The sequence below is a fragment of the Sagittula stellata E-37 genome, assembly GCF_039724765.1.
In the GTDB taxonomy this organism is placed as follows: Bacteria; Pseudomonadota; Alphaproteobacteria; order Rhodobacterales; family Rhodobacteraceae; genus Sagittula; species Sagittula stellata.
Genome location: NZ_CP155729.1, coordinates 314,164 through 339,664 on the forward strand (window position 1 = coordinate 314,164; position 25,501 = coordinate 339,664).

25 protein-coding genes are annotated in these 25,501 nt (G+C 62.2%); 16 read left to right on the plus strand and 9 right to left on the minus strand.

The window, feature by feature from the left end; translation table 11 throughout:
* Nucleotides 1–13 precede the first annotated feature (13 nt).
* A complete protein-coding gene (gene secB / locus ABFK29_RS01560) occupies nucleotides 14–511 on the minus strand; it encodes a protein-export chaperone SecB (RefSeq protein WP_005858499.1) in 498 nt (165 codons plus the stop codon).
* A 57-nt stretch (nucleotides 512–568) separates the two neighbouring features.
* Complete coding sequence (locus ABFK29_RS01565) at nucleotides 569–1,063, minus strand: FxsA family protein (protein WP_040604485.1); 495 nt, start codon at nucleotides 1,061–1,063, stop codon at nucleotides 569–571.
* 141 nt (nucleotides 1,064–1,204) lie between these two features.
* On the opposite strand from ABFK29_RS01565, the gene ABFK29_RS01570 reads away from it, so the two are divergent.
* The 3 genes from ABFK29_RS01570 to ABFK29_RS01580 are packed head-to-tail and all read left to right on the plus strand — an operon-like array spanning nucleotide 1,205 to nucleotide 3,497.
* Nucleotides 1,205–1,864, plus strand: coding sequence for a Tim44/TimA family putative adaptor protein (locus tag ABFK29_RS01570; protein ID WP_005858503.1), 660 nt, complete (start codon nucleotides 1,205–1,207; stop codon nucleotides 1,862–1,864).
* A 38-nt stretch (nucleotides 1,865–1,902) separates the two neighbouring features.
* Nucleotides 1,903–2,901 carry a murein transglycosylase A gene (mltA, locus tag ABFK29_RS01575; protein ID WP_005858505.1) on the plus strand — a complete coding sequence of 333 codons (999 nt, stop codon included), beginning with the start codon at nucleotides 1,903–1,905 and terminating at the stop codon, nucleotides 2,899–2,901.
* Nucleotides 2,898–3,497 carry a Smr/MutS family protein gene (locus tag ABFK29_RS01580; RefSeq protein ID WP_040604486.1) on the plus strand — a complete coding sequence of 200 codons (600 nt, stop codon included), beginning with the start codon at nucleotides 2,898–2,900 and terminating at the stop codon, nucleotides 3,495–3,497. Before mltA ends, ABFK29_RS01580 begins: the two co-directional genes overlap by 4 nt.
* Nucleotides 3,498–3,500: 3 nt before the next feature.
* Here the strand turns inward: ABFK29_RS01580 and ABFK29_RS01585 are convergent, their stop codons facing one another.
* Nucleotides 3,501–4,712, minus strand: coding sequence for an MFS transporter (locus tag ABFK29_RS01585; RefSeq protein ID WP_005858508.1), 1,212 nt, complete (start codon nucleotides 4,710–4,712; stop codon nucleotides 3,501–3,503).
* Nucleotides 4,713–4,876: 164 nt separating this feature from the next.
* Between ABFK29_RS01585 and ABFK29_RS01590 the strand changes: the two genes are divergently transcribed.
* Nucleotides 4,877–5,737 carry an NAD-dependent epimerase/dehydratase family protein gene (locus ABFK29_RS01590; RefSeq protein ID WP_005858510.1) on the plus strand — a complete coding sequence of 287 codons (861 nt, stop codon included), beginning with the start codon at nucleotides 4,877–4,879 and terminating at the stop codon, nucleotides 5,735–5,737.
* Nucleotides 5,725–6,357: a sugar transferase gene (locus ABFK29_RS01595; RefSeq protein WP_005858512.1), complete on the plus strand. Its 633-nt coding sequence runs from the start codon at nucleotides 5,725–5,727 to the stop codon at nucleotides 6,355–6,357. Before ABFK29_RS01590 ends, ABFK29_RS01595 begins: the two co-directional genes overlap by 13 nt.
* On the opposite strand, the gene ABFK29_RS01600 is transcribed toward ABFK29_RS01595, so the two are convergent.
* Both ABFK29_RS01600 and ABFK29_RS01605 read right to left on the minus strand, forming a co-directional pair.
* Nucleotides 6,351–7,031, minus strand: a complete 681-nt coding sequence (locus ABFK29_RS01600) for a YjbF family lipoprotein (protein WP_005858514.1) — start codon at nucleotides 7,029–7,031, stop codon at nucleotides 6,351–6,353. The genes ABFK29_RS01595 and ABFK29_RS01600 overlap by 7 nt on opposite strands.
* Nucleotides 7,028–9,064 carry a YjbH domain-containing protein gene (locus ABFK29_RS01605; RefSeq protein ID WP_005858516.1) on the minus strand — a complete coding sequence of 679 codons (2,037 nt, stop codon included), beginning with the start codon at nucleotides 9,062–9,064 and terminating at the stop codon, nucleotides 7,028–7,030. Before ABFK29_RS01605 ends, ABFK29_RS01600 begins: the two co-directional genes overlap by 4 nt.
* A 325-nt stretch (nucleotides 9,065–9,389) precedes the next feature.
* Here ABFK29_RS01605 and ABFK29_RS01610 point away from each other — a divergent pair, with 325 nt between their 5' ends.
* From ABFK29_RS01610 to ABFK29_RS01660, 11 genes are all read left to right on the plus strand, one after another.
* A complete protein-coding gene (locus ABFK29_RS01610) occupies nucleotides 9,390–10,229 on the plus strand; it encodes an OmpA/MotB family protein (RefSeq protein WP_005858518.1) in 840 nt (279 codons plus the stop codon).
* Between the two features lie 102 nt (nucleotides 10,230–10,331).
* Nucleotides 10,332–11,639 (plus strand): flagellar hook protein FlgE, encoded by a 1,308-nt coding sequence (locus tag ABFK29_RS01615; protein WP_005858519.1) that lies wholly within the window; start codon nucleotides 10,332–10,334, stop codon nucleotides 11,637–11,639.
* A gap of 34 nt (nucleotides 11,640–11,673) precedes the next feature.
* The gene (gene flgK, locus ABFK29_RS01620) at nucleotides 11,674–13,122 is read left to right on the plus strand and encodes a flagellar hook-associated protein FlgK (RefSeq protein WP_005858520.1); all 1,449 of its coding nucleotides are present in this window, start codon (nucleotides 11,674–11,676) and stop codon (nucleotides 13,120–13,122) included.
* A 12-nt stretch (nucleotides 13,123–13,134) separates the two neighbouring features.
* The gene (locus tag ABFK29_RS01625) at nucleotides 13,135–14,133 is read left to right on the plus strand and encodes a flagellin (protein ID WP_005858522.1); all 999 of its coding nucleotides are present in this window, start codon (nucleotides 13,135–13,137) and stop codon (nucleotides 14,131–14,133) included.
* The gene (locus ABFK29_RS01630) at nucleotides 14,133–15,239 is read left to right on the plus strand and encodes a flagellar basal body P-ring protein FlgI (protein ID WP_005858524.1); all 1,107 of its coding nucleotides are present in this window, start codon (nucleotides 14,133–14,135) and stop codon (nucleotides 15,237–15,239) included. Before ABFK29_RS01625 ends, ABFK29_RS01630 begins: the two co-directional genes overlap by 1 nt.
* A 70-nt stretch (nucleotides 15,240–15,309) precedes the next feature.
* The gene (gene motA, locus ABFK29_RS01635; protein ID WP_005858525.1) at nucleotides 15,310–16,179 is read left to right on the plus strand and encodes a flagellar motor stator protein MotA; all 870 of its coding nucleotides are present in this window, start codon (nucleotides 15,310–15,312) and stop codon (nucleotides 16,177–16,179) included.
* On the plus strand, nucleotides 16,176–18,467 hold the full coding sequence (locus ABFK29_RS01640; RefSeq protein WP_040604488.1) for a hypothetical protein: 2,292 nt from the start codon (nucleotides 16,176–16,178) through the stop codon (nucleotides 18,465–18,467). The genes motA and ABFK29_RS01640 overlap by 4 nt, the downstream gene beginning before the upstream one ends.
* 182 nt (nucleotides 18,468–18,649) lie before the next feature.
* Nucleotides 18,650–20,731: a flagellar biosynthesis protein FlhA gene (gene flhA / locus ABFK29_RS01645; protein WP_005858528.1), complete on the plus strand. Its 2,082-nt coding sequence runs from the start codon at nucleotides 18,650–18,652 to the stop codon at nucleotides 20,729–20,731.
* Complete coding sequence (locus ABFK29_RS01650) at nucleotides 20,728–21,498, plus strand: flagellar biosynthetic protein FliR (protein WP_005858530.1); 771 nt, start codon at nucleotides 20,728–20,730, stop codon at nucleotides 21,496–21,498. Before flhA ends, ABFK29_RS01650 begins: the two co-directional genes overlap by 4 nt.
* A 3-nt stretch (nucleotides 21,499–21,501) precedes the next feature.
* A complete protein-coding gene (locus ABFK29_RS01655) occupies nucleotides 21,502–22,593 on the plus strand; it encodes an EscU/YscU/HrcU family type III secretion system export apparatus switch protein (RefSeq protein ID WP_005858532.1) in 1,092 nt (363 codons plus the stop codon).
* The gene (locus ABFK29_RS01660; RefSeq protein WP_005858533.1) at nucleotides 22,590–23,030 is read left to right on the plus strand and encodes a hypothetical protein; all 441 of its coding nucleotides are present in this window, start codon (nucleotides 22,590–22,592) and stop codon (nucleotides 23,028–23,030) included. Before ABFK29_RS01655 ends, ABFK29_RS01660 begins: the two co-directional genes overlap by 4 nt.
* A gap of 3 nt (nucleotides 23,031–23,033) precedes the next feature.
* On the opposite strand, the gene ABFK29_RS01665 is transcribed toward ABFK29_RS01660, so the two are convergent.
* Genes ABFK29_RS01665 through flgG form a run of 4 tightly spaced genes read right to left on the minus strand, consistent with a single transcriptional unit; the run spans nucleotide 23,034 to nucleotide 25,495 of the window.
* Nucleotides 23,034–23,546, minus strand: coding sequence for a flagellar basal body-associated FliL family protein (locus ABFK29_RS01665; RefSeq protein ID WP_005858535.1), 513 nt, complete (start codon nucleotides 23,544–23,546; stop codon nucleotides 23,034–23,036).
* 10 nt (nucleotides 23,547–23,556) lie between these two features.
* Nucleotides 23,557–24,285: a flagellar basal body L-ring protein FlgH gene (flgH, locus tag ABFK29_RS01670; protein ID WP_040604489.1), complete on the minus strand. Its 729-nt coding sequence runs from the start codon at nucleotides 24,283–24,285 to the stop codon at nucleotides 23,557–23,559.
* Nucleotides 24,286–24,293: 8 nt separating this feature from the next.
* Entirely contained in the window at nucleotides 24,294–24,710 is a 417-nt protein-coding gene (gene flgA, locus ABFK29_RS01675; protein WP_005858539.1) for a flagellar basal body P-ring formation chaperone FlgA, read from the minus strand.
* Nucleotides 24,710–25,495: a flagellar basal-body rod protein FlgG gene (gene flgG / locus ABFK29_RS01680; protein WP_005858541.1), complete on the minus strand. Its 786-nt coding sequence runs from the start codon at nucleotides 25,493–25,495 to the stop codon at nucleotides 24,710–24,712. Before flgG ends, flgA begins: the two co-directional genes overlap by 1 nt.
* Nucleotides 25,496–25,501 lie beyond the last annotated feature (6 nt).

Consider the following 25,501-nt stretch of genomic DNA (forward strand, 5'->3'; position numbering starts at 1 on the left):
CGTTTCACTGATCTTATTGCGTCGGAGTGCTGGACGCTTCCTGCTGAGCGGCGGCCCGGCGCTGAAGCTCCGCACGGTACAGCGCAAGGAAGTCGATCGTTTCCAGGTTCAGCGGCGGGAAGCCACCGTCGCGGGACACGTCAGACACGATGCGGCGCACGAACGGGAAGATCATCCGCGGGCATTCGATCAGCAGGAACGGGTGAAGCTGGTCCTCGGGCACGTTCTCGATGTGGAACACGCCCACGTAGTCGAGTTCGAGGATGAACAGCACTTCAGAGGATTCCTTGGACTTGGATTCCACCTTCAGCTTCATCACGACTTCGAACTGATGTTCCGGCGTCCGTTTCTTGGCATCGAGGTTGACCTGCACCTGAACGTCCGGCTGCACTTCTCCGGATACGCCCTTCTGGGAAAGGATGTTCTCGAAGGAAAGATCACGGATAAACTGCGCAAGCACGTTCATCTTGGGCGGCTGAGGCGCCTGGGCTGCCCCGTTGGATTCTGCCATGAATGGTACTCCGGTTGAATGTCTTGAGAGCTGGATTAGCAGGCACTGGTAGGTTTCTCAATGCCTCGTCCAGCCGGAACCGGGATGGTTGGGTGACTTGCCCTGCGGAACTTCGGTAAAATCGCCGTCGATTACCTCGTCGCGGGCAGAGGTCGGGTTATGGTGCGGGGGCCGCTGGGGTTCCGGACCCATCTGAAAACGGGTGACCGTGATGCGCTGACGCGCCCACCGCATCACGGCCAGACGGACGCCCGGCACGAGAAGGGTAAAGCCCACGGCGTCGGTGAAGAATCCCGGGGTCAGCAGAAGCGCGCCCGACAGAAGGATCATGGCACCATGGGCCAACGGCTCACTGGGGTCCTGAAGTTCGGAAAAGCTGCGTCGCAGGTCTGCAAGTGCACGCGCGCCCTGAGACCGCACCAGATACGTGCCGATAATCGCCGTAAGCACCACGATGGCCAAAGTCGGGAACAGCCCGATCAGCCCGCCCACCTGGATAAAAAGGGCGATCTCGATCAGCGGGACCATCAGAAAGACCAGAAACAGCCACATGCGCATTCCTCCTTGACCAGCGTCTGAAGCATATCGGGTCAACGTACCGCATGGCCGCCGCCCGTGTGGACTTGTTCAGACACGTCACCTACATAGGAAGCCAAGCCCGAAGTTTCCATCCGTAGCCATCATGAGGCCCCGATGCAGAACCCGCTCCTCCAGCTTCTCGTCCTGGCCGGCATAGCCGTCTTCCTAGTGCTGCGTTTGCGCAGTGTGCTGGGAACACGAGACGGGTTCGAGCGACCGACCCCTGCCGAAAAGAGCAAGGAAACGACCTCGCGCCGCGAATTCGAGGTGATCGAAGGCGGTCCCGATCACGACATAACCGACCACGTCGCAGAAGGTACCGATGCCGCCAATGCACTGGCAGCGATGAAACGGGTGGAGCCGAGCTTCTCCGTGTCGGAGTTCCTTGGCGGTGCGCGTGGCGCCTACGAGATGATCCTGATGGGGTTCGAACGTGGCGACATCGAAGGACTGAAGCCATTCCTCGCCGATGACGTTTTCGAGACCTTCTCCGAGGTGGTGGAGGCGCGGGAGTCCGAGGGCCTGACCATCGACGCGGATTTCGTCGGTGTGCGCGAGATGACGCTTGCCGGTGCATCCTTCGATCCCGACACGCGCGAGGCGGAAATCACGGTGCGCTACGTGGGCGAACTGACCTCTGTCGTGAAGAACGCCGAAGGCGAGATCGTCGAGGGCTCGCCCACCGCGGTGAAGCGCCAGAAGGACATCTGGACATATGCCCGCACCATGGGTGCCGACGATCCGAACTGGCAACTGGTCGCCACGGACGAATGATCCGACTTGTCTTCGCGCTTTCGCTGGTTCTCTTACCCATGAGCGCCTCGGCGGAAGGCGAGGCCGAGACCTCGTACACGGTTCTCGATTTCGACGAACTCGAAGGCTGGGCGGAGGACGATCACTTCGCCGCGCTTGAGGTGTTCCGCAGCACCTGCGCCGACATGAATGATCCGGACTGGCGGGTGCTGTGCAACGTCGCTTCGGCCACGGACGATGCACGTGGATTCTTCGAGTTGCTGTTCAGACCGGTCGTGATTGGCGATGGGGCCGAACCGCTGTTTACCGGTTATTTCGAGCCCGAACTTGACGGTGCGCCGTTCCGATCTGGTCGCTACCGGTATCCGATCTACGCCATGCCCCCTGAAGCGCGTCTCAATCGCCCGTGGCTGACACGGCGTGACATCCTCAAGTCGGGTGTCATGGACGGGCGCGGGTTGGAGATTGCCTGGGTCGACGATCCTGTCGAGCTGTTTTTCCTTCAGATACAGGGTTCTGGCCGTGTTCGCTTCCCGGACGGCCGTCACATTCGCGTGGGGTACGGCGGTTCGAACGGGCATGATTACCGCTCGATCGGCAAGGAACTGGTTCGGCGCGGCCTGTTCACTGTGCATCAGGTGTCGGCCCAGGTCATCAAGGCTTGGGTGCGCAACAACCCGATGCTGGGCGAAGAGCTTCTGCTCCATAACAACAGCTACGTCTTCTTCCGCGAGGTGAGTGAAGTTCCGGCGGAGAAGGGACCGCTTGGGGCGATGAACCGGTCCATAACGGCGATGCGGTCGATTGCGGTCGATCCGAAGTACACGCCGCTTGGCGCGCCGGTCTGGATCGAGAAGAAGGGCGAAACGCCGCTCAACCGCCTGATGATCGCGCAGGACACCGGCTCGGCCATCAAGGGGGCGCAGAGAGCCGACATCTTCTACGGAACCGGCGACGAAGCCGGGCGCACCGCGGGGGGCATCAAGGACACCGGCCGGATGGTCGTCCTGATGCCCATCCAGCGCGCCTATGCCTTCGCACCGGACTGGGTGCAATGAGCCGGCGCCGCGTGCGCCCCGAGGAACTGGAGCTCTGGTCGCAGATCGCTCGCAGCGCCAAACCTTTGCCGGGCAAGCTGAAGTCTCACCGGGTCACGCCACCCGAACCGGTGGTCGTCAGTCGGCCTGCGCAACCCACACACGCACCTGCATCTGTGTCGCCCTTCTCGTTGGGGGCAAAGGCAGCGGACCATACGGAAACCCACTATTTTCCGAGAACAACCGCAGACCATCTGCACGCCGCCCCGGTCAACATGGACCACAAAGCCTATCAGCGCCTCAAGCGTGGAAAGCTGACGCCGGATGCCCGCATCGACTTGCACGGCATGACACTGGACCGCGCGCACCCGGCCCTGACGCGATTCATCATGGGCGCGCATGCGAAAGGTCACAGGCTGGTTCTGGTCATTAGCGGCAAGGGCAGCGCGCCCGATCCTTACGACCCTGCACCCCGTCAACGGGGCGTGCTCCGCCAGCAGGTGCCGATGTGGTTGCAAATGGCGCCGTTGTCCGCGGCGGTCCTGCAGATTACGCCCGCGCACCAGAGGCACGGGGGAGCAGGCGCCTATTACGTCTACCTGCGGCGGGCACGATAGCTGTCAGAGTAGCCGTGCCGCGCGCCGTACCCCGATGGCCATGCTGACCGTCGCCAGGATGAAGTAGCCTGCGACGCCGAAGTACTGCACCTCGATCCCCACGCCGGCGTCGATCAGGCCGCCGGTCAGCCCGGGGCCAAGCGCAGAGCCAAGGACCATGACGGCTGCTGCCATGGCCTTGATAGAGCCCAGGTTTCGGGTGCCATAGAATTCGGCCCAAAAGGCGTTTGGCAACGTAGAGTTTGCGCCGGCCGTCATGGCCACGAAGATCAGCCCGATCATGGCGGAAAACAGGCTCTGTCCCACCCCGAACAGGGTGAAACCAACAACCATGGGAAGCTGATACCACGGGATCAGGCGCGGCGTTCCGAAGCGGTCCAGAAGCCACCCGGACACCAGCATCGCGGTGATCGCTCCCGCCGTGTAAAGCGGGAAGATCGCCACGAGTTCCAGGTGGCTCCAGCCCTTGACCATCGCAAAATGGACCTGCTGGAAGAAAAACGCCGTGTTGAAAGCTGACGGACCCAGAAGCGCCGGGATCATGAACCAGAACAACCAATGACGCAGCATCTCGGGGCGGCGCCAGTGCCGGCCTTCCATTCCGACGGAATGGTCTGTTTCGGCATGGCTTTGTGGCGTCCGTTCCTGACGCAGAAGCACGACCAGAAGGGGGATTGCCAAGACCGCGACCGTTGCCGCACCAACCCACAACAGGCGCCAGTCCATGCGGGTCATCAACCAGACGAAGGTCAGGGGCAGCAGCCCCTCGCCGATTGCGAAGCCCAGAGTAGCGACGGACAGCGCCTTTCCCCGGGTGGCGACGAACCAACGCGACATGGAGACGACGGCAAGGTGGCTGGCCATGCCTTGACCGTTGAAGCGAAGGGCGAAGATCACCACGGGCAGCAGTGCCGCCCAGGTGTTGAACGCCATGAATAGGCAGGACGCGGCCAGCATGGACAGGACAGCCGCCCCCAGAACCCGTGTCCGGAAGAAGTCTGTCAGCGATCCTGCCCAGATCATCACCGCCGCCGAGACCGATGTGCCGATGGTGTAGATCAGGCCCCATTCGCCATGAGTCAGCCCATACGCCGCGCGGATTTCTCCGGCGAAGATCGAGATGAAGAACGTCTGTCCGAAACTCGACAGGAACGTCAGCAGGAAACCCGCTGCCAGCCACTGGGCGTTTTCGGATAGAAAGCGAAGGAGGTTCATGTTTCCGCTATCTGCCGGAAATCGGACCGGCACAAGTGGCTCCGATACGTTGCCGCCGGGGCGTTGCCGGATCCCCATCCTCGACCCAGCCCGGGTCAAAGGTAACGATCCATCAAGATTTTCGCGGTTAACGTGGCACGAAGCCCGTCGGGACACGGATAGGTATGACGACAGCCACCGAAATCTCGCACCAGCAGGCAAAGATCGTCGTGCTGGGCGCGAACGGCAAGCTTGGCCGCATGATATGCCGCCTCTGGCCTGTTAGCGGTGAGTTGGTCAAAGTCGCGCGCACAGAAGGTCACGCGAATTTGGTCTGGGCCCCGGGCGATCCCGTTCCGGCGGCGTTGGTTGGCAGAATCCGCGCGATCATTGCCCTGTGGGGTGCGACCTCTGGCAATCTGTCCGACAACGCCAGGCTCGCGGAGGCGGCTTTGGATTTGGCGGTCGCTTTGGATGCATCGCAGGTGATCCACATGTCCAGCGCTGCGGCATATGGCGCGGCGGACAGGGCGTTTCGAGAGGCGGATGTCCTTCGGCCCACAGGATCCTATGGTCTTGCAAAGCGAGAGATGGAGGATGCGATTGCCGACTGGCACCTGCGGAACGGTCAGGACACCCGTTCCATTGTCCTCCGATTGGGGAATGTGGCCGGGGCGGACAGCCTTGGAAATAGCCTCCGTCTGGGATCATCGGTCACGCTTGACCAGTTTCCAGACGGCACCGGTCCGCAGCGAAGTTACATCGGTCCTTTGGACCTTGCTCGCGTCCTGAAGATCCTGACAGAAGATATCTATATATCAGGTACTTACAATGTGTCTGCGGCCCAAGCGACGTCCATGGCGGACATTGTGACGGCCGCCGGCACGGGCGTGCGCTGGAGAGCTGCACCGAAGGGGGCGCTTCGCTCGGTCGTCCTGGACACGTCCAAGCTGGCCGGTCTGGTGCCGAATATGTGCATCTCGTCAAAACCTGACGAATTGGTTGCGCAGGCGCGGGCAGGGGGGGCCTTGCCTTGTCCCGCCTGACGTTCCGCGTCCTCGACGTGGTGTATGCCCTGGGCCTGGGGTTGCTATTGTTGCCGTTGATTCTGGCCGTGGCGCTGATCGTCCTTTGTAAGGAGGGACCGCCGGTTTTGTACGGTTCAGAGCGGATGCACGATCCGGCCAGATCGTTTACGCTGTGGAAATTCCGGACGATGCGACCGGCGGAGCGGGACAGAGGCGTCACCGGCGGTGACAAGATGGGCCGCATCACCGCGACCGGTGCTTGGCTCAGACGGACGCGGCTGGATGAGCTTCCGCAATTGTGGAACATCATCCGGGGCGATGTCGGTTTTGTCGGCCCAAGACCGCCGCTTCGCCGGTACGTGGAGATGTTTCCGGACCTCTACGCAAAGGTTCTGGCAGACCGTCCCGGCGTCACCGGGCTTGCGTCACAGGCCTTCCATGCGCACGAAGAGCGGTTGCTGTCGGGCGCTGCGACCAGCGCGGACACCGAAGAGATCTATTGCCATCGCTGCATCCCGCGCAAGGCGCGGCTTGACCTCATCTATGCAAAAAGCCGCACGCCCTGCTCGGACATGCGGCTGATGTTCGCGACGGTCTTCGACCGGGTGACGATGCACGACCGGCGCAGGCGTCAGTAGCGGAGCAATTGCGTATCGACATAACCGATGGTTTCGCCCATCCACTGGCGTCCGCTGACGATGGTCCCGTCCCCGGCCAGATAATAGCTGTTTTCGAACGAAGCTTCGCCGGTTGCCTTGCAGGACACGCCGACGGAGGACGTCGGTATCGAAGCCCGGCCCAGCGGGGTGTGATTGCCCGCGCCGGGGCGAACGGAGCAATAGTAGATGATCACCTTCGTCTTGTACTCCGGCGTCAGGAAACGCTGCACGTAGCTGACGTTCCCGCTCCCACGTGACTGGATCATGTCCAGCAGTTCGTCTTCTTCGACGGACATCAGGTCCCCGCCAAGCCCGCGCGAGGCAGTGATCATGCCGTCTCGCAAGACGACGGCCTGCCGCGACTGGTTGCCGAAGGTCTGGTATGCGCCGTTTCGCTCGACCTCTGACAAGAGCACCTGGGCGTTCTTGCGGTTTTCGACCTGGAACAATGCCACAGGCTTGTTCGTCGCTTGCAGGGCCTGGGCGATCTCTGCCGCGGAAATCGGCTTTGGCGTTGCGCGGCGTGACTTGATCGAAGCCGGCAAGTTCTTGATCACATCCAAGGCGCTGGCAGACTTGTCGCTGCCGCAGGACGTCAGCATCAGACCGGCACACAGGGCGAGGCCGATTGTCTTCAGGCGTGTCATTTTCATCGCCAGAACCTCCCCCACGACTCGACAACTTCGGGTTTGTGGTAGTCCCGAACCTGTTCGTAGAGCCGCCCCCGAACATTGAGACGGGCACCGCCGTCACGGGTCAGAGACCGGATGTTGATGTTGTTCTCGCGCCGTGTCGGCGTGTTGAGGAGGGTACTGATCGGGATCGTGACGCGGACGCCCTTGTCAAAGGAGCCTTCGCCGAAGTCGTCGGCGGAAGCATCGGTGAGCGTTGCATATGCGCCTACGCTCCATCCGTTTGCAAACTCTCGGTCCAGCGAAACCGTCGCGCCGACGTCGCCGGCGAGATAGCTGCCCACGTCAAGCTGCCCGTGGAAGCCGTTGCCGAAGTCGTAATACGCCGAGACGTGACCGTTGAACTCGGGGATTTCACGCTTGGCACCGGACACGGGGTCTGTGGTGGTCATCGACTGGAAACCGAACAGCTGATCGTAGTCGCGGCGCTGAACCCAGTTCACTTCCGCGCCAAAGGCGACACGGCTGGTGACCGGCTTCCAGAGGATCTCTGCCGAAACGCCGCCGAACATCGCTTCGAGGTAACCCGCCGAAATCCGGCCATAGAGGTTCTTGCCCGGACGACCGTAGTAGGCCAGCTGCAGGTTCTCGATGGTCTCATCACCCTCGGCCGCGTAGACCGGCGCATCGGTGCGTACACGCGGCAGACCCGATTCATCCCGGCGGCTGATCTTGCTGATGTTGCCGGAGAGGCGATAGGAAGCCGTACCGGAGAACACGAGGTTCGGTGTGACATCGAGGCTGAAGTTGCCGCGCACCCCGCCTTCGGTCCGTACAGGTTCATCGGGGTCGAAGACCGACACATCGACGTAGGGTGCCAGCGACCAGTCGAACTGAGGATAGGCCGAGCGGAATGCTTCCGGCTCACGCCCGAACCCGTCGTAGAAGCGAACGCGCGGCAGGATCTCGATCGCGGCCTCGTGCTCTTGCCGTTCAAGGTCGGAGCGCATGATGACGACCGACGAAATGGCCATACCGTTGACCATCGGGATGATTTCGAATTGCTCGACCGACGCCGGCAGCGTCCGGGTCATGACGCGGGCGATGCGGCCAAACGCCTGCGCTTCGGAGTTGAAGCGCGGGTTGGACACGCGCACGACGGCGCGTCGGCTTTCGAGGGTCATTCCCTCCAGCCTGATGCCTTCGGTGGCAAGCGTCTGGGCAAGTTGCGTCTGCGCTGCCGTGGTCTTCTGCGGATCGACGGACCATCCCAGATCGGCGGCAGCACCGGGCGGACGCGGAGCGACGGGCAGACCCGACGGCTCGATACCGCCCGGAACACCCAGAGTTTTCGGGTTGGTGTAGAGTGTCAGCTGCGCGCCGACCTCGCTCCCCATGACACTGTAGAGAGAGAACTGACCGGCGCCATTCCAAAGCTTGTAATCGACGCCGAAGTTCCAGGGCGACTTATGCTCGACACCGCCGCTGGCGACCTCGCGCTCGTAGGTGTCGGACGAGTATTCGACCTTGAACTTGAAGCGGTCGTTTGGGGCGTAGCTCAGACCGCCGAACGCGGCCACGTCGCCGCGGAACCAGCGGTCGGCCGTGAACTTGCCGCCCTGGCCGAGAACAGTCGTAGGACGGGTCCCGAGAGAGCCGAGCGTCGCTTCGCTGCCGAAACGGCCCCAGCCGATCCCGCCGGTCACCTTCAGGCCGGGCATCAGCGTCTTGGTCGCGACGACGTATTCGCCACTGTAGACGCCCGTACCGATGATGTCCGACATGCCGACGACAATCGCCGGGCGCCAACCGCTTTCCTTCATCAGAAGGTAACGAAGGTCAAAGCTGCGGTCGTAGTAGTCTGCTGAATTTGAGCTCGGAAAGGCTTTCAATTCCGAATAGCGAAAGCTGCCCGACAACCGGGGCGTGATTTGGAAGCCAAGGGTCGTCCGCGTGTAGTTGCCGAATCCGCCAAACGTCGCACTGATTGTCGCGTCAGGCAGCATTTCGGCCGTCGGCATGTCGACAAGACCCGGTGAGCCGTAGAGGTTCATGCTGGCCGCGTCGCGACCCTCCTGCGGGACCGCGGCAGAAGACCAGAGCGTCGCGACGGAGCCGAGAAGCGCCCCGACGATCCGTCCGCGTCGTGAGTGTCGGGAAGGATTACCCGGCATGTCCATACCTCTGCTCTTCTTGGCCCGAACTCTTGCTACGGTTTTGCCAGCCTACAGTCTATAAATTTGCACCGTTCGTCGCGGAGCGTGTGTGATAATGACCACGGTTCTTGCGCCGACCAATTAACCCGACACTTTGAATCGTTAAGGCGGTGGAAAGCTCCCGCAGCATAGACCTGACCCCGGTGGGAGAAAGGTGAGTGCGATGAGCGGCGACAATGAGCTTGCGCCTATCATCATCAAGCGGAAGAAGGTCGTCGCCGGCGGCGGGCACCACGGTGGCGCGTGGAAGGTTGCCTATGCCGACTTCGTGACTGCGATGATGGCGTTCTTCCTGTTGATGTGGCTATTGAACGCGACGACGGAGAAGCAGCGCAAGGGTATTGCCGACTACTTCACACCAACGATCGCAATGGCGCGTGTGTCTGGCGGTGGCGATGGCCCGTTGGGCGGCGACTCGGTATTCGCCGAGAACACCCTGCCACGGATGGGGTCCGGCTCCACAAGCCTGAACCCGGCGGCCTCGAATGGCGAACAGGGAACCTTCACCGAGGGCGATACCGGTGACGACGCGGCGGACATGGACGAAGCCTTCAAGGAGGTGGAGGAGATGCTCATGGGCCGTGGCGGCGAAAGCATGGTTGCCGACGAGCTCATGGAACACATCGTCACACGTGTCACCGACGAAGGGCTGGTCATCGAGTTCTTCGAATCCGAACACGCCCGCCTGTTCACCGGCGACGCAACACCGACACCTTTGCTGGAAGATCTGGCGCTTGTCCTGGCGCGTGCGTCGGAGGTGGTGACAAACCAGATGGCGATCGAGGGGCATGTCGCATCCTCTCCTCTTGTACTGGCAAGAGATCCAAGCTGGGATGTCTCTGGTTTGCGCGCCTCTGCCTTCCGGGAATTGCTGACCGGAGAAGGCGTGCCGGAGAACCGTGTCAAGCGGGTCACTTCCTACGCCGACCGTGAACCCGCACATAAAAACCCGATGAACGCACGCAACAACCGGATCGAAGTCGTCTTCCTGCGCGACCTGTGACCGGCACGAGATTGGATCGGATTTTAGCTGTTAGCCGGGCGTTAAACCGGCGGCCTTATCAGTTGTCGTGAAATTTGAGCGAGACAGCAGAAAGGCGTGTCAATGACGATCTCATCTTCCCTCAACGCAGGTGTTGCAGGCCTTTCGGCGAACGCGACGCGACTGGCAACCATTTCCGACAACATCGCGAACTCTGCGACGCAAGGCTATAAGCGTGTCGAGACGGAATTTTCTGCCATGGTCACCTCTGGAAACTCGGGGACCTACACCGCCGGGGGTGTCCGTACCCAGACCAACCGACTTGTGGCGGAACATGGCGCGCTGGTGACGACGAACAACGCCACGGACCTTGCCGTGCGCGGCACCGGTTTCCTTCCGGTGGCCCAGGCGACGGAAGTGCTGGCAGGCAACGGCAATCCGCAGATGTTCATGACGACGACGGCATCTTTCCGGCTAGATGCCGAGGGGTATCTGAGGACGGAATCGGGCCTGATGCTGCTGGGCTGGCGGGCCAACGCGGACGGCAGCATCCCGAACCTCGCCCGCGACACATCCGCCAGCCTCGAGCCTATCCAGATCGCACTGAACCAGTATCTCAGCGAACCTACGACCGCGATCACGATGGGTGTCAACCTTCCCGCGACGGAGACGACCGCCGGCGCCGCCGGCGATGCGCTCGAATTGCCTATCGAGTACTTCGACAACCTTGGGAGGTCGGAATCCCTGAACGTGACGTTCACACCTACCGTTCCGGCCACCGGCTCTTCGAACGAATGGACGATGGTCATCACCGACTCCGCCAGCGGTGGTGCAATCATCGGCGACTACACGGTAACCTTCGACAACACCCCGTCGGCGGGCGGTACACTGGCAAGCGTCAGCGCGCCGATCAGTGCCGGTGGCGCCTATGACGGGGTGGCGGGCTCGGTCGTCGTGAACGCGGCGGGCGGCCCGATCGAACTGAGTATCGGGCAGCTCTTCACCAACAACGGCCTGACCCAGCGCTCCGACAGCTTCGCACCGCTGAACATCGCGAAAGACGGGTCGCCCGCCGGCAACATGACCTCTGTCGAAGTCGATGAAAGCGGGCGGGTCTACGCATACTTCGACACCGGTGCCAGCGCTGTCATCTTCCAGATCCCACTGGTCGACGTTCCCAACCCCAATGGCATGATCGCGCTGAACAACCAGCTGTTCCAGCCCTCGGCGGAAAGCGGCAGCTTCTTCCTCTGGGATGCGGGCGACGGCCCCACGGGAGAGATCGTTCCCTATGCACGCGAGGAATCGACCACGGACGTCGCCGCCGAGCTGACGGACATGATCCAGACCCAGCGGGCCTATTCGTCCAACGCCAAGGTCATCCAGACGGTCGACGAGATGTTGCAGGAAACCACCAACATCAAACGCTGATCCGAAACCGATCCTGAGAAGAGGAGGGCGCTAGATGTCCCTGACTGGAGCCCTGAATGCCGCGGTGTCCGGCCTCAAAGCCAACACGCGTGCAGCATCGCTGATCTCGACAAACATTTCGAATGCCACGAACGAAGCCTACGGGCGGCGGACACTGGAACTGAACGCCCTCGGATCTGGCACACGCGGCGGGGTTCTCGTCGCGGGTGTCGTCCGGCAGTACGATCCCGTTCTGATGGCCGACCGAATGGCGTCGGACTCTCAACTCGCGGGGGGGAACGACATGTATGCCTTCGCGAAACGCATGGAAACGCTGGTCGGGGAGTCGGGCACATCCGGCTCCCTCACCTCCCGGATCACGGCGTTCGAAAACGCGCTGCTATCCGCATCTTCCAACCCGGCGTCCGCGCAGCGGCTGGAACTGGTGGCCGTCACGGCAACCGATCTGACGAACGCGGTCAACGACCTTTCCAATGAGGTTCAACTTGCCCGGCAGACCGCCGACACGACGATTGCGAAGCAGGTCTCGACCCTGAACGCGGCCGTATCGCGGCTGGCGGCGATCAACGACATCGTGCGCAGTGCGGAAGCCTCCGGCACGGAGACGGCGTCCATTCTTGACGAACGGCAGGCGCTGCTCAACGAGATTTCCGGCATCGTGCCTCTGCGTGTGGTTGAGCGTGACCGCGGCCAAATCGCCATTTTCACGCGCCGAGGCGGGGTCCTGCTGGACGGCAAGGCCTATGAAATCGGGTTCAGCACCACCGGGACCATCGACGCCAGCACCACGTTGGGCAGCGGCGGGTTGTCCGGCCTGACCCTGAATGGCGCACCGATCAATTCGTCTTTCAACGGCATGTTCGCCGGAGGCAGCCTGGCCGCGCAGTTCGAGCTTCGCGACGTGACCGCGGTGGGCCGGCAGGCAGAACTCGACGGCATCGCACGGGACCTGATCGAACGGCTCGGTCCCGGCGGTCCGGACACCACGCTTGGTGCCACCGATCCGGGCTTCTTCACAGACAACGGGATCGCCTTCACGGCTGCGAACGAAACTGGAATCGCGGGTCGGATCAGCCTGAACGCGTTGCTCGCGCCTGCGGGCGGCGGGACCTGGCGCATTCGCGACGGGATCGGTGCGGCCGCACCCGGGGAGGTCGGCGACGCGGCGCTCATTCAGGACATCGCGGACGCCTTGGGCGCATCCAATGTGCCCGGATCGGCTTCTTTGCCCAGCATCGCCCGCACCTTCATCGATCAGGTGTCGCAGTTCTCGTCCTCGGTCGCCGGTGAACGCGTGCGGTCCGAGAACGCGTTCACCTTTCTGTCGGCACAGAACAGGGCGCTTCGCGAGATGGAACTCACAAAGGGCGTCGACACCGACCAAGAGCTTCAGAAGCTGATGCAGGTGGAACAGTACTACACGGCCAACGCCAAGGTCATCTCGACCGTCGACGATCTGTTCGAGCGTCTGCTGTCAATCTAAGGAGACATTCACATGGAAGTCATCGGCGACATGGCACGCGCGCTGGTTTTGCGAACGAACCAGGTCAGACTGCGCGAGGAAATGGACAAGCTGGCGGTGGAGGTCTCCACAGGCTTCGCCAAGGATCCCGGACAGCATCTTAACGGCGATCTGACCGGGTTGCAGGCCATCGACCGGTCACTCGCCCGGCTGGAGGCTTACCGTATCAACACGACGGAGGCGACGTTTCTGACCAGTTCGATGCAGACGACGCTGGACGAGATCCAGACACGGTCGGAAATCGTCTCGCAGACGCTCATCTCGGCAGAACTGACGCCGAACGGTCCGCTGCTCAAGACCATGTCCGAGGATGCGGAAAACGCGTTGGGTCAGATCTTGAACGGCCTCAACCGCAGTGTTGCAGGGCGGTTCCTCTTTTCCGGAACGGCAACGGACCGCCGTGCGGTCCAAGGGATCGAAGACCTGCTGACCGACGCCCGTGCAAGCCTTGCCGGTGCCACCACGATGACGGATGTGGAAACCGCGCTCGACACCTTCTTCGGCGCAGGCGGCACCTATGAAACCGTGACCTACGAGGGATCGAACACCGGGATTTCGCCGCTTCGTCTCAGCGAAACGGAAACGGCCAACGTCGACATCCGCGCCACGGACCCGGTCTTTCGGGAAGTGTTGAAGCCGCTGATCATGGCCACGCTGGCGACCGACGCATCGCTCGGGTTTTCTCAGGACCTCCAGGTGGAGATGCTGGCAGCCTCCGGCCGAAACCTTCTGGGTGCGCAGCAGAATGTCGTCGAACTTCGGGCGGGCCTGGGCGCGCTTGAGGCGAGGGTGGAGGAAACCAACACCCGCAACGCTGCCGAACGGACGGCCACCAGCATGGCGCGCCTCGATCTTGTCGGTGTGGATCAGTACGAAACCGCCTCCCGTTACGAGAGCATCCGCGCCCAGCTGGAAAGCCTTTATGCAATAACGGTCCGCTCGCAGCGACTGTCCCTGGCGGAGTTCTTGTGATGTTGAGATGTCTGGCTTCCTTGTTTCTGATCGCGGCCGCGACGGCCTTTCCCGCCGCGGCCCAATCCGTCCGCATCAAGGACCTCGTCGAGGTCGACGGGGTCCGGTCAAACGATCTCGTCGGCTACGGGCTCGTGGTCGGTCTCAACGGTACGGGCGACGGGCTGCGGAACTCGCCCTTCACCGAAGAGATCATGACCAACATCCTCGAACGTCTGGGCGTCAACGTAACCGGCGAACAGTTCCGGCCGCGCAACGTGGCCGCCGTGCTGGTGACCGGACGCCTACCGCCCTTCGCACGCACCGGCGGTCAGGTGGACGTTACGGTTTCCGCCATCGGAGACGCCAAGAGCCTTCTGGGCGGCACACTTATCATGACCCCTCTGAACGCCGCGGATGGCCAGATCTATGCCGTGGCCCAGGGGACCGTCATCGCCGGTGGGGCGGAGGCCGAGGGCGAAGCGGCCCGCGTGGTTCAGGGTGTCCCGACATCCGGCGTCATTCCGTCCGGCGCGCGGGTAGAGCGTGAGGTGCCCTTCGATTTCGCGAACCTGTCTTCACTGCGCCTTGCCTTGCGGGAGCCCGATTTCACGACAGCGGCCCGGATCGAGGACGTGATCAACCGTTCTCTCGGGCGGCGCGCTGCCGTGATGATGGATGCGGGCACGATACAGGTCAATCTGCAGAACACCGGCGCGTCATCCCCCGCACGTGCGGTTGTCGCGATCGAGAACCTCGCCGTCGAACCGCAACGGCGGGCGCGTGTCGTGGTGGACCAACGCTCTGGCACCATCGTCATGGGTGCCGATGTCCGGATTTCCCGCGTGGCGGTTTCACAGGGCAATCTGACCCTGCGGATCGAGGAAGCTCCGCTTGCCATCCAGCCGAACCCTTTCGCCGATGGGGAAACCGTCGTCGTGCCGCGCACCGGTGCAGCCATCGAGGAAGAGCCGGGGATCGGTCTGGCGGAGGTTCCGTCCGGGACCAGCCTGTCCGAGGTGATCGCGGGCCTGAATGCCCTTGGTGTGAGCCCGCGCGACATGATCGACATCCTCAAGAGCATCAAGGCGGCAGGGGCCTTGCATGCTGATTTTGTGGTAATGTGACAGCCCGGCAGAGGCTTTCTTAACGGCTCGGTGCCAGTCTGGCCCGGGAAACGCAGTTGGAGCTTTCAGCATGCTCGGAATCATCGGGATCGTCGTTCTTTTTGCCATGGTGTTCGGGGGATACCTCGCCGCCGGCGGCAAGATGGGCATCATCCTCAAGGCGCTCCCGTTCGAATTCATGATGATCGGCGGCGCGGCTGTCGGCGCTTTCCTGATCGGCAACGATGGCGGCACGGTCAAACACGCGCTCAAGGACATCGGGAAAGTCTTCAAGGGCGCCAAGTGGAAGCACGAGGACTATCGCGATCTGTTGTGCCTCCTCTTCGAACTGATCCGCCTTGCCCGTCAGAACCCTGTCGCAATCGAAGAGCATATCGAAAGCCCTTCAGAATCCACGATTTTTGGAAAATACCCGAAAATTCTGGGTGACAAATACGCGATAGAACTGATCTGCGACACGATGCGCTCTGTCTCGATGAACTATGACGATCCCCACCAGGTTGAAGAGGTTCTGGACAAGCGCCTGGAAGGGATGGAGCATCACGCGATGCATTCAAGTCATGCGCTCCAGTCCATGGCCGACGCGCTGCCGGCGCTGGGAATCGTCGCGGCGGTGCTGGGTGTTATCAAGACGATGGCCTCAATCGACCAGCCGCCCGAAGTTCTGGGCAAGCTGATCGGCGGCGCGCTGGTCGGGACGTTCCTGGGCGTGTTCCTAGCTTACGGCTTGGTCGGCCCCTTCGCGGGCAAGGTCAAGGCGGTCGCCGAGGAGGACATGCACTTCTACCACCTGATCCGCGAGGTTCTGGTCGCGAACCTGCACAACCACGCAACCAACATCTGTATCGAAGTTGGCCGGCAGAACACCCCGGGTCATTTCCGGCCGACATTCGAAGATCTCGAAGAAGCCCTGAAATCGGTCAAGCAGGAGGCGGCATGACCCGATGGCTCGCGGTTCTATCCCTCCTTTTGGTGGCGACAGTCGCCCAATCGCAACCGATGGTCGTTCGGACTGGTGAACACGGCGACTTCACAAGGCTGGTGCTTCGACTGCCGGATGGCGCGGACTGGAACGTCGTTCCCGGCGTTGGCACGGTCACTGTCGGTGTCAGCGGCCCATCGGTAACATTCGATCTTTCGCAGGCATTTCAACGTATTGACCGAAGCCGTATCGCCGATCTGACGGACGTCGGCAACGGATCTCTGGAGATCGAACTTGCCTGCAGGTGCGAAGCCGACAGTTTCCTTGTCGACACCAACCTGCTGGTGCTCGACCTGTCGGAGGCCGAGGATGCACCTTTGCCCGAACCGCAATCGCGGGAGGTTCAGGTGCAACCGCCTGAACCGTCGTCGACCGGGTCTGTCAGCCCGCTCGTCGCGGATCTGAGCAAAGTGCGTGTCGGGCTGGCGGCAGGCATCGGTCCGGGCAGGCAGACCGATCCCCTGCTGCCGAAAATGCGGCGTCCAGCGGACGCCTTGGACCGGCAAACGCAACCGATTGCCACCGAAGACGCCGAACCGGCAAATAACGTACCGCAACTGGGTGAACAGATCGCAGGCGACCTTGCCACGGCGGCGACACAAGGTTTGCTCAGCCCCTCCATCCAGACGGTTCAATTACGGACGGAGCAGCGCGGCACCGTGGACTCCATCCCGCCGGATGCAGGCTCGCTTTCGACGGATTCCGCCGATCTCGCGCGCCAACTTGTTGCAGGCGTAACGAATGCGACGCACGAAACGCTCCGCGGCGGTCGTGTATCCATCGGTGCGGATACCTGCGTTCCGGACAGAAAGCTCGATATTGCCCACTGGTCAGAACCGGATTCAGAGCCCGCTGTCGTGATGTCCAAGCACCGAAGCGCTTTGTTCGGAGAGTTCGACCGGATCGACAAAGCTGCCCTGAGATCCTACGCCCGCAGCCTGTTGCACTATGGTTTCGGCGCCGAAGCGAAGGTCATCCTCGAGATGGGAGAGGGAAATCCGGATCCCCTGTTGATTTCGCTCAGCTATCTCGTGGACGGACGCCCCGATCCCGGCAGGTTTTTTGCTGGTCAGGAAAACTGTGCCGGCGCCGCCGCGCTCTGGGCCATCTTGTCCAATCCGAACCTTGGAAGCGGCGCGCATCTTGAAACCGACATGATACTGCAGGCGTTCGAGGCGTTGCCGAAGCATTTGAAGGAATACCTCGGTCCTTTGCTCGCGGAACGTCTGACCGGTGCAGGTTTCGCCGACGCAGCCCGCGACGTCTACGTTCGGCTTGAGCGTGCCTTCGGATTGGAATCAGACCGGATCGCTCTTGGCCGGGCAAACATGGACCTGCAGGACGGCAACCTGGACGATGCAGCTGCACGCCTGAAACCCTTGTCAGAGACTGGAACCTCACTCACGCCCGAAGCGATTCAGGCACGCATTTCGCTTGCCGAGGCACAAAATGCGCCACTCCCCGACCGGATTGTGGAACTCGCGGAAGCATACGCCAGCGAGTACCGGGATACGGAACAAGGTGCGGGCCTGTGGCACGCACATATCCGATCCCTGCTGCAGAACGGGGCCTTCGACCAGGCGTTCAACGCTTTGCACGATGCCAGGGGAATACCGGACGACATTCAGTCAGAGACACGGGAACTGGCGTTTCATCAGCTTTTGACGCGGGCGGAGGATCTGACCTTCCTGAAACACGCCTTGGCCGCGGACGACACGCATGGCGGAGAAAGCGGTGTCACCAACGACACGCTTCTCGGCATCGCCCGGCGCCTCGTGGATCTTGGAATGGCAGATGTGGCGTTGGATCAGCTCGATCTAGTTGCCGGGCAAGGCGAAGACAGGGCGATCCGCGTTATCCGGGCGGCGGCTTTGATGGACTTGGATAAACCCGAAGAAGCCGAGATCCAGTTGATCGGATTGAGGGGCGAAGATGTCGAAATCATGCGTGCGGAGGCGCGGCGGCAGATGGGTGACCATGTGTTTGCGGAGAAGATGTTTCGTGAGGTCGGCGCTGAAGATGCGGCCACGACGTCTGCTTGGCTTTCCGGCAATTGGGAGGAAATGGCCAACGGCTCGGACAGCGTGATGAACGAAGCAGCGAGGATGCTGCAGCAGGCGGGCACATCCATGGACGACAACGACGTCACACTGCAGGCCGCCGAAGATATCTTTGCCGAGAGTGAAAGCTCACGAGACACGATCCGGACTTTGCTCGAAACCACGCGGTTGGCCCCGGACACCTGATCTGATCACCCATTCTAAACCATTTTCGCCTAGCAAAATTCAGGAGAATTTTCGCAAAAAGGGCGGAGCATGATGGTATCGCAGAGCGTCCTCAAAAATCGCCTCGTTCGACCGCATGGGGCCGGGTCAGACGCCACGGACAAAGAGCCGCGGACAACCCCTCAGATCTGCGGTCATTTCGCATGAAACTCGACGCATCCCAGCTGTTCAAGCCGACGGTGCTTCTGGCGCTCGCGCTCATGGCGATCATCGTCATGATGATCCTTCCGATGCCGTCATGGGTGCTGGACATCGGACTTGCCGTGTCTTTTGGTCTCGCGATCCTGATTTTCACGGTCACGCTGTTTATCGAGCGGCCGCTCGATTTCTCGGCGTTCCCAACCATTCTGCTGACGTCCCTGATGCTTCGACTCTCGCTCAACGTGAGTTCGACGAAGCTGATCATCGGTGACGGCCACACCGGGACGCATGCTGCCGGCGAGGTGATCCAGGGTTTCGCCAATTTCGTAATGGGCGGCAGCGTCTTCCTCGGACTTGTGGTGTTCGGGGTGCTGATGATCGTCAACTTTGCGGTCATCACCAAGGGTTCCGCACGGATGGCCGAGGTGTCCGCCCGGTTTGCGCTGGACGGGATGCCGGGCAAGCAGCTGGCCATCGACGCCGACATGTCCGCGGGTGCCATCGATCACGCAGAAGCCAAGGCCCGTCGCGAAACCGAGCAGCTTGAGACGACGTTCTTCGGTTCGCTAGACGGCGCCTCGAAATTCGTGAAGGGCGACGCGGTTGCGGGCCTTTTGATCACCCTTCTGAACCTCGTCATGGGGATGATCATGGGGGTCGCGGTACATGACATGCCGCTGGGCGACGCGATGGAAACCTATGCCATCCTGACCGTTGGCGACGGGTTGGTGTCGCAGATCCCCGCCGTCATCATTTCCATCGCTGCGGGCCTTCTTCTGGCGCGCGGCGGTGCGACCGGATCGACCGACATGGCGATGATCTCCCAGCTTGGCCGCCATCCGGCGGCGCTGACGACGGTCGCGATCCTGATGGTTCTCTTCGCGCTTGTGCCGGGCCTGCCGTTCATCCCGTTCATTCTGGGCGGTGCCATTCTCGGTTGGGCGGCATGGTACATCGCGAAGCACCCGCCGGAAAAACCGCAACCCGAGGAAGAGCAGGAGAAGGAGGCAGAGCCTGCACGCCAGCGCATGGGCGACGTGCTCGACCTTGACGACATCCATGTGGAGTTCGCTCCGGACCTGGTCAACATGGTGCTGGATCCGGGCACGGGGCTGGATATCCGGATCTCCAACATGCGCACGCACATTGCCTCCAATTTCGGATTGATCCTTCCGGAAATACGGTTGACAGACGCGCCCTCTCTGCCGACCGGAACGTATGTCGTGCGCATCCACGGGGTGGAAATGGCCCGGGGGGATCTTAACCCCGACATGGTGCTCGCGCTGCTTCCTGATGCGGGTGACAGCCTGCCGTCCGGACAAGATGTCACCGAGCCGGTCTATGGCGCGCCCGCCCGGTGGATCAGGCCGAACGATCAGGACCAGGCCGCGATGACCGGCGCGACGATCGTCACGCCGACGGAGGTTCTGGCGACGCACCTGCTTGAGGTGATCCGCCGCAACTTCGGCCGGCTCCTGTCGCTGAAGGCGCTGCGCCGCCTGCTGGACGAGATGGTGACCCTGTCCAATCCGGTACGGGCCGAAGCCAACCGCAAGCTGCTGGACGAATTGATCCCGGACAAGGTGCAGGTCGACACGCTCTTGCAGGTCCTTCGCCTGCTTCTGGATGAACAGGTGTCGATCCGGAACTTGCCGCTGATCCTTGAAACCATTGCGGAAATGCGCGGTCAGCAAAGCCAGCCAGAGGCGATCTGCGAACACGTGCGCCAGCGGCTGGGTTTCCAACTGGTTGCGGGAATGCGCAGGGAAGACGGGACGATACCGCTCGTTCAGCTCGCGCCGGAATGGGAAGAGACGTTCCAGTCCTATCAGGTCGAAAGCTCGCATGGCGCGCTGGATGTGGCTCTGCCGCCCGACCAATTCGAGAGCTTGACGAAAGGCCTTGCGCTGACAATCGGCGATGCGGGCGGAAAGGGGGTCTTTCCGGCTGTGGTGACCTCTGCCCGGCGCCGCCGGTTCCTGAGGACCGTCATGGTCGCCAAGGGTCTGACGAACCCGGTGCTGTCCTTCGAAGAAATCGGGCTTGAAGCGCGGCCCTCGCTGGTCGGCGTGGTGGCGGCGTGAACAGTTTTGCCATCCTGCAAGGGCTTCTCGGAGACACAGCCTGGTTGTCGCTTGCTGTCTTCCTGCGGATCGCGGCGGTCTTGGCCATCTTGCCCGCGTTCGGCGAGCAGGTGATATCCGTCCGGGTGCGTCTTGTCCTGGCGCTCCTGCTGACGGTGGTGGTGACGCCTGCCGCCGCGCCCCTGATCGAACTGCCGCCGCCATCTTTCGGTGCCTTTTTGCGTGCGCTGGCAACAGAGACGATATCCGGCCTGTTCCTCGGCATCATGTTGCGCACCTTTGTGTTCGCCATCCAGACTGCGGGCGCAATCGCGGCGCAATCCACGTCCCTGTCGCAACTGCTCGGTCAGGCGGGGATGGACCCGCTTCCGGCGATAGGTCACATCCTCACCATGGCCGGTCTTGCCCTGCTGATGGCGACGGGGTTTCACGTGAACGTTGCCGCCTTTATCGTGCTCTCCTACGACATTCTGCCCTTCATGGAATTCCCGAATGCCGCCTCCATCGCCGAGGCCGGAAGGGCGCGCGTGGCCCAGAGCTTTGGCCTGGCCTTCAGCCTTGCCGCGCCATTCGTGATCCTGTCGGTGATCTACAACCTGACGCTTGGCGCCATCAACAAGGCCATGCCGCAGCTCATGGTTGCCTTCGTGGGCGCGCCGGTGATCACCTTCGGCGCCATTGCCACCCTGCTTGTGTCGGCCCCCTTCATGCTGTCTGTCTGGCTGACGGCGGTCGAAGGGTTCCTTGCCGCTCCCTTTGCCCGGTGACGCATGGCCGATCAGGACGAAGCCGCCGAAAAGAGCCATGAACCATCCCAGCGAAAGCTGGACCAGGCGCGCAAGAAAGGGGAAATTCCCCGGTCCACGGACCTTCTGACCGCCATGTCCTACCTCGGGATGCTGGTCTGCGGCACTGCCGCGGGCGGGTACATGCTGTCCCAGTTCGCCGAAGTCATGCTGCCGTTGCTGGAACAGCCCGACCGCATCGCCAAGGGGTTCTTTGGCGGAAACGCCGCGCCTCTGGCCGGGTCGGTCATGGTCGCGGCCATCTCGCCCGTGCTTCCCCTTCTGCTTGTGCCCGGAGTGTTTGTGCTTCTGACGCTTTTCGCGACCCGGGGTTTCACTTTTGCGGGCACGAAACTCCAGCCCAAGGTGTCTCGGATCAATCCGATCGAGGGTGCGAAGAACAAGTTCGGACGCCGCGGGCTGTTCGAATTCTTCAAGAGCTTTGTCAAACTGACGATCTATTCGGCCCTTCTCGCGGTTTTCCTTCAGCACCAACTCGACAGTATCGTCGGCACCGTCTTCGGCACCCCGGCCGAGGCCATCCTGCTCATGACGGACCTCATATTGCGCTTCCTTCTGGTCGTGGTCCTGATCGCCGTTGTCATAGGTGGCATCGACGCCTTCTGGCAGCGGATGGAACATATCCGGAAGAACCGCATGTCGCAGAAGGAATTGCGGGACGAGATGAAGGATTCGGAAGGCGATCCGCACATCAAGCAACACCGCAGGATGCGGGCTCAGGAAATGGCGCTGAACCAGATGCTGCCGGACGTGCCCGATGCCGATGTGGTGATCGTCAACCCGACGCATTACGCGATTGCCCTGAAGTGGAGCAGGATGCCCGGCTCCGCCCCGGTCTGCGTCGCCAAGGGCACCGACCATGTCGCCGCCCGGATCAGGGAGGTTGCGACCGATGCAGGTGTGCCGATCCACTCCGATCCGCCGACCGCTAGGGCGCTCTTTGCGACCACACGCATCGGTGATGAGATCGCAACCGAACATTACCGCCCGGTCGCCGCTGCCATCCGCTTCGCGGAAAGCATGCGCGCAAAGGCCAAACGGAGCTACGGAAAATGAGCAGGTACGACGAACTGGCCGAGGCGACTCGCCTTCTTCTGGAGCAAGAACTGGACGCGCATCGCCGCAACCTCGAACAGAGCCGGCGCATCGACGGAGAGCTGGCGCAGCTTGACGCCATGCGAAAGGCGGCGCAGTCCGATCCGGGCACGATCACGTCGCGGCAGATCCTCGGTGCCGACACTCTGTGGCAGGGCTGGCTTGCGCGCAAGCGGCAGGAGATGCTGCGGCTGGCGGCACGGGCGCGGGCGCAGGAACTGATGACGCTCGACCGCGCGCGGCTGGCGTTCTCTCGGACCGAGGCGGCAGAAACGATCTGCCGTGACGCAAGGAACGAGGCAATCCGGAAGGCACGCGCACGCGAAGCCGACGCCATGGAGGCGCTGGGTCAATTGCGGATCGCCATGCGGCGCGCGGAAAATGGGAACGATGCTTAGGGGTCAGGCGTCCTGGCGTGCGATTTCAGTGATCAGGACGTCGCGCGCCTCGGGTCCCAGAACGGATCTCGCTCCGTCGAGCAATGCACTGCGGAGGATGTCCATGCGCTGTCCGGCCGTGAACGAGCCGTCGAACCCGCCGATGTTGGCGTGATCGAACAGGATCTGCAGGAAGACGTCCCGCAGCTTCGGTTCACGCGCATAGACGGTTTCGGTCATGCCTTGTGTCACCTCGACGCTGAGGGATGCGACGACCAGCGCCTGCACCCGCTCTTCGCTCATGACCGGTACGATGAACTGGTTGGTCAGTTTGACGTATTCGTTCGTGACCGGTTCGGCCCCGTGTTCAGAGGCATCTTCGACCGTGCCATGCGAGACTGCGCCCTCCGGTGCGATGCAGTCCACTGCCGCGACCTCCTCTTCTGGCGGGGGGGCGGGCTTGAGCATGATGCCGGCGCCGATCCCGGCGCCGGTCCCGATCAGGGCAAGGAGGATGGGAAGGAGTTTCTTGATCATGATCGAACCCTCAGAACGGCAGGATGGCGTCCAGCACCTGCTGGCCGATCCTCGGTTGCTGGACGTCGGTGATCTGACCGCGTCCGCCGTAGGAGATCCGTGCAGATGCAATCTTGTCGTAGGTGATCTCGTTCTGGCGAGAGATGTCCTCGGGTCGGACGTACCCCGAGACCAGCAACTCCCGCAGCTCGAAATTCACGCGCACCTCCTGGCTGCCCTCGATCGAAAGGATGCCGTTGGGCAGCACGTCGACGACCGTGGCAGCGATGCGCAACGTCAGGCTTTCGCTGCGGCGGACCGATCCGTCCCCGCCTGACGACGCGCTGCTGTTCAGATCTACAGCACTGTCCAGACTGGCACCGTCCGTAATCCCCTGGTTGATCCGTTCCGGCACGCCGAAGAGATCCGGAATCGCAAGCGATTCAGAGCCGTTTCGCGACCGCGACGTGCTGTTCTGTATCTCTGCACTGTCGTCGATCAGGATCACGACTGTCAGGATGTCGCCACGTTTCATGGCGCGCCGGTCCCCCAGAAGGGAGGCCTGCCCCGCGCTCCAAAGCGAAGCGCCGTCGCTGGCGCGCCCCGGGGGCGCTGCTTCGGGAATGCCGGAGGCAACCATCGCGACCCGTTCCGTACTTTCCGTCTGGGGCGTGAAATCGGGCGCCTTGCCGATATGGTTCATGCGTGCGCAGGCCGAGGCGGTCGCGACCAGCGCAATCAGAAACGTGACGCGCAGCATGGAGATCCTCACTTTTTCACCAGGACGGATCCGTCCGGCTGGATTGTTCCGAACAGTACCGTTCGGGAGTCGCTGTTCATGACGCGGATACGCTCGCCCTCGGCACCGCGATCCAATGCGCGACCCTCTGCCAGAATTCTCAGACCGCCGTGTGCATAGATCAGTTCGACAATCTGATTGCGGTCCACCAAAGCCGGTTCTCCGACCGCGCCAATCATCAGTGGGCGGCCAGGATAGATCACGTACCGGGATTCCTGTCCGATCACATCGTCGAGCGAGACATAAGCACCTGATATCGTGGCCTGATCCATTCGAACCGCGTCCGGAGAAATGATCTGCTGCGGGCGGATCGTCTGTGTGGCAACGACCGTCTCCGCCTGCGCGCCGCCGGCCAGTGAACACAGGAGGGCAAGCGCGAGGCGCATCAACGCACCTGTGCCGTCGCGCCAAGCATCTGGTCGGCTGCCGAAATCACCTTGGAGTTCAGTTCGTAGCCGCGCTGCGCCTCGATCAGGTCGGTGATTTCCTTGACGGCATCGACCGAGCTGTCTTCAAGGTAGCCCTGTCGCAGCGTGCCAAGTCCGTCCTGACCGGGCGTGGACTGGATCGCCGGGCCTGAAGCCTCGGTCTCGACGAAGAGGTTCGAACCGATCGCTTCCAGACCCTTGGCATTCGCGAACCCCGCCAGGGTGAACTGACCCAGAAGCTGCGCCTGTGCCTGCCCGGCGAAATAAGCGTAGACCTCGCCGTCGGCATTGATGGAAATGCGGCGCGCGTCGTCGGGGATCGTGATTTCCGGCGCCACAGGGTGTCCGTCGGACGTCACGATCAGGCCTTCGCCGGTGCGTTTCAGCCCGCCGTCGCGGGTGTAGGCAGCCTGACCCGACGGTAGCGTGACTTCGAGATAGCCGTTGCCCTCGATCGCGACATCCAGATCGCCGCCCGTGGCAGACAAGGCGCCTTGGGACAATTGCACCGACACGGCTGCGGGCCGCACTCCAAGACCCAACTGGATTCCGGTCGGCAGGACTGTCCCGTTGGAGGCGTTGACGGTCCCGGCCCGGGCCATCTGCTGGTAGTGTAGGTCGGCAAACTCGGCCCGGCGGGCATTGTAACCCGTCGTGCTCATGTTCGAGAGGTTGTTGGAGATGACTTCGACCCGCATTTGCTGGGCACTCATGCCGGTTGCGGCGATTTTCAGGGCGCGCATTCTACT

Excerpts from the sequence above, each read along its gene's own strand:
- ABFK29_RS01580 (WP_040604486.1), top strand. The coding sequence starts at position 2,898 with ATGAGCCGGCGCCGCGTGCGCCCCGAGGAACTGGAGCTCTGGTCGCAG.
- ABFK29_RS01590 (WP_005858510.1), top strand. The coding sequence starts at position 4,877 with ATGACGACAGCCACCGAAATCTCGCACCAGCAGGCAAAGATCGTCGTG.
- ABFK29_RS01655 (WP_005858532.1), top strand. The coding sequence starts at position 21,502 with ATGGCCGATCAGGACGAAGCCGCCGAAAAGAGCCATGAACCATCCCAG.
- ABFK29_RS01565 (WP_040604485.1), bottom strand. The coding sequence starts at position 1,063 with ATGTGGCTGTTTCTGGTCTTTCTGATGGTCCCGCTGATCGAGATCGCC.
- ABFK29_RS01640 (WP_040604488.1), top strand. The coding sequence starts at position 16,176 with ATGACCCGATGGCTCGCGGTTCTATCCCTCCTTTTGGTGGCGACAGTC.
- mltA (WP_005858505.1), top strand. The coding sequence starts at position 1,903 with ATGAGCGCCTCGGCGGAAGGCGAGGCCGAGACCTCGTACACGGTTCTC.
- ABFK29_RS01660 (WP_005858533.1), top strand. The coding sequence starts at position 22,590 with ATGAGCAGGTACGACGAACTGGCCGAGGCGACTCGCCTTCTTCTGGAG.
- flgH (WP_040604489.1), bottom strand. The coding sequence starts at position 24,285 with ATGCTGCGCGTCACGTTTCTGATTGCGCTGGTCGCGACCGCCTCGGCC.
- flgA (WP_005858539.1), bottom strand. The coding sequence starts at position 24,710 with ATGCGCCTCGCGCTTGCCCTCCTGTGTTCACTGGCCGGCGGCGCGCAG.
- ABFK29_RS01600 (WP_005858514.1), bottom strand. The coding sequence starts at position 7,031 with ATGAAAATGACACGCCTGAAGACAATCGGCCTCGCCCTGTGTGCCGGT.
- ABFK29_RS01585 (WP_005858508.1), bottom strand. The coding sequence starts at position 4,712 with ATGAACCTCCTTCGCTTTCTATCCGAAAACGCCCAGTGGCTGGCAGCG.
- motA (WP_005858525.1), top strand. The coding sequence starts at position 15,310 with ATGCTCGGAATCATCGGGATCGTCGTTCTTTTTGCCATGGTGTTCGGG.
- flhA (WP_005858528.1), top strand. The coding sequence starts at position 18,650 with ATGAAACTCGACGCATCCCAGCTGTTCAAGCCGACGGTGCTTCTGGCG.
- ABFK29_RS01630 (WP_005858524.1), top strand. The coding sequence starts at position 14,133 with ATGTTGAGATGTCTGGCTTCCTTGTTTCTGATCGCGGCCGCGACGGCC.
- secB (WP_005858499.1), bottom strand. The coding sequence starts at position 511 with ATGGCAGAATCCAACGGGGCAGCCCAGGCGCCTCAGCCGCCCAAGATG.
- ABFK29_RS01665 (WP_005858535.1), bottom strand. The coding sequence starts at position 23,546 with ATGATCAAGAAACTCCTTCCCATCCTCCTTGCCCTGATCGGGACCGGC.
- flgK (WP_005858520.1), top strand. The coding sequence starts at position 11,674 with ATGTCCCTGACTGGAGCCCTGAATGCCGCGGTGTCCGGCCTCAAAGCC.
- ABFK29_RS01610 (WP_005858518.1), top strand. The coding sequence starts at position 9,390 with ATGAGCGGCGACAATGAGCTTGCGCCTATCATCATCAAGCGGAAGAAG.
- ABFK29_RS01625 (WP_005858522.1), top strand. The coding sequence starts at position 13,135 with ATGGAAGTCATCGGCGACATGGCACGCGCGCTGGTTTTGCGAACGAAC.
- ABFK29_RS01615 (WP_005858519.1), top strand. The coding sequence starts at position 10,332 with ATGACGATCTCATCTTCCCTCAACGCAGGTGTTGCAGGCCTTTCGGCG.
- flgG (WP_005858541.1), bottom strand. The coding sequence starts at position 25,495 with ATGCGCGCCCTGAAAATCGCCGCAACCGGCATGAGTGCCCAGCAAATG.
- ABFK29_RS01570 (WP_005858503.1), top strand. The coding sequence starts at position 1,205 with ATGCAGAACCCGCTCCTCCAGCTTCTCGTCCTGGCCGGCATAGCCGTC.
- ABFK29_RS01605 (WP_005858516.1), bottom strand. The coding sequence starts at position 9,064 with ATGAACCTCTACGGCTCACCGGGTCTTGTCGACATGCCGACGGCCGAA.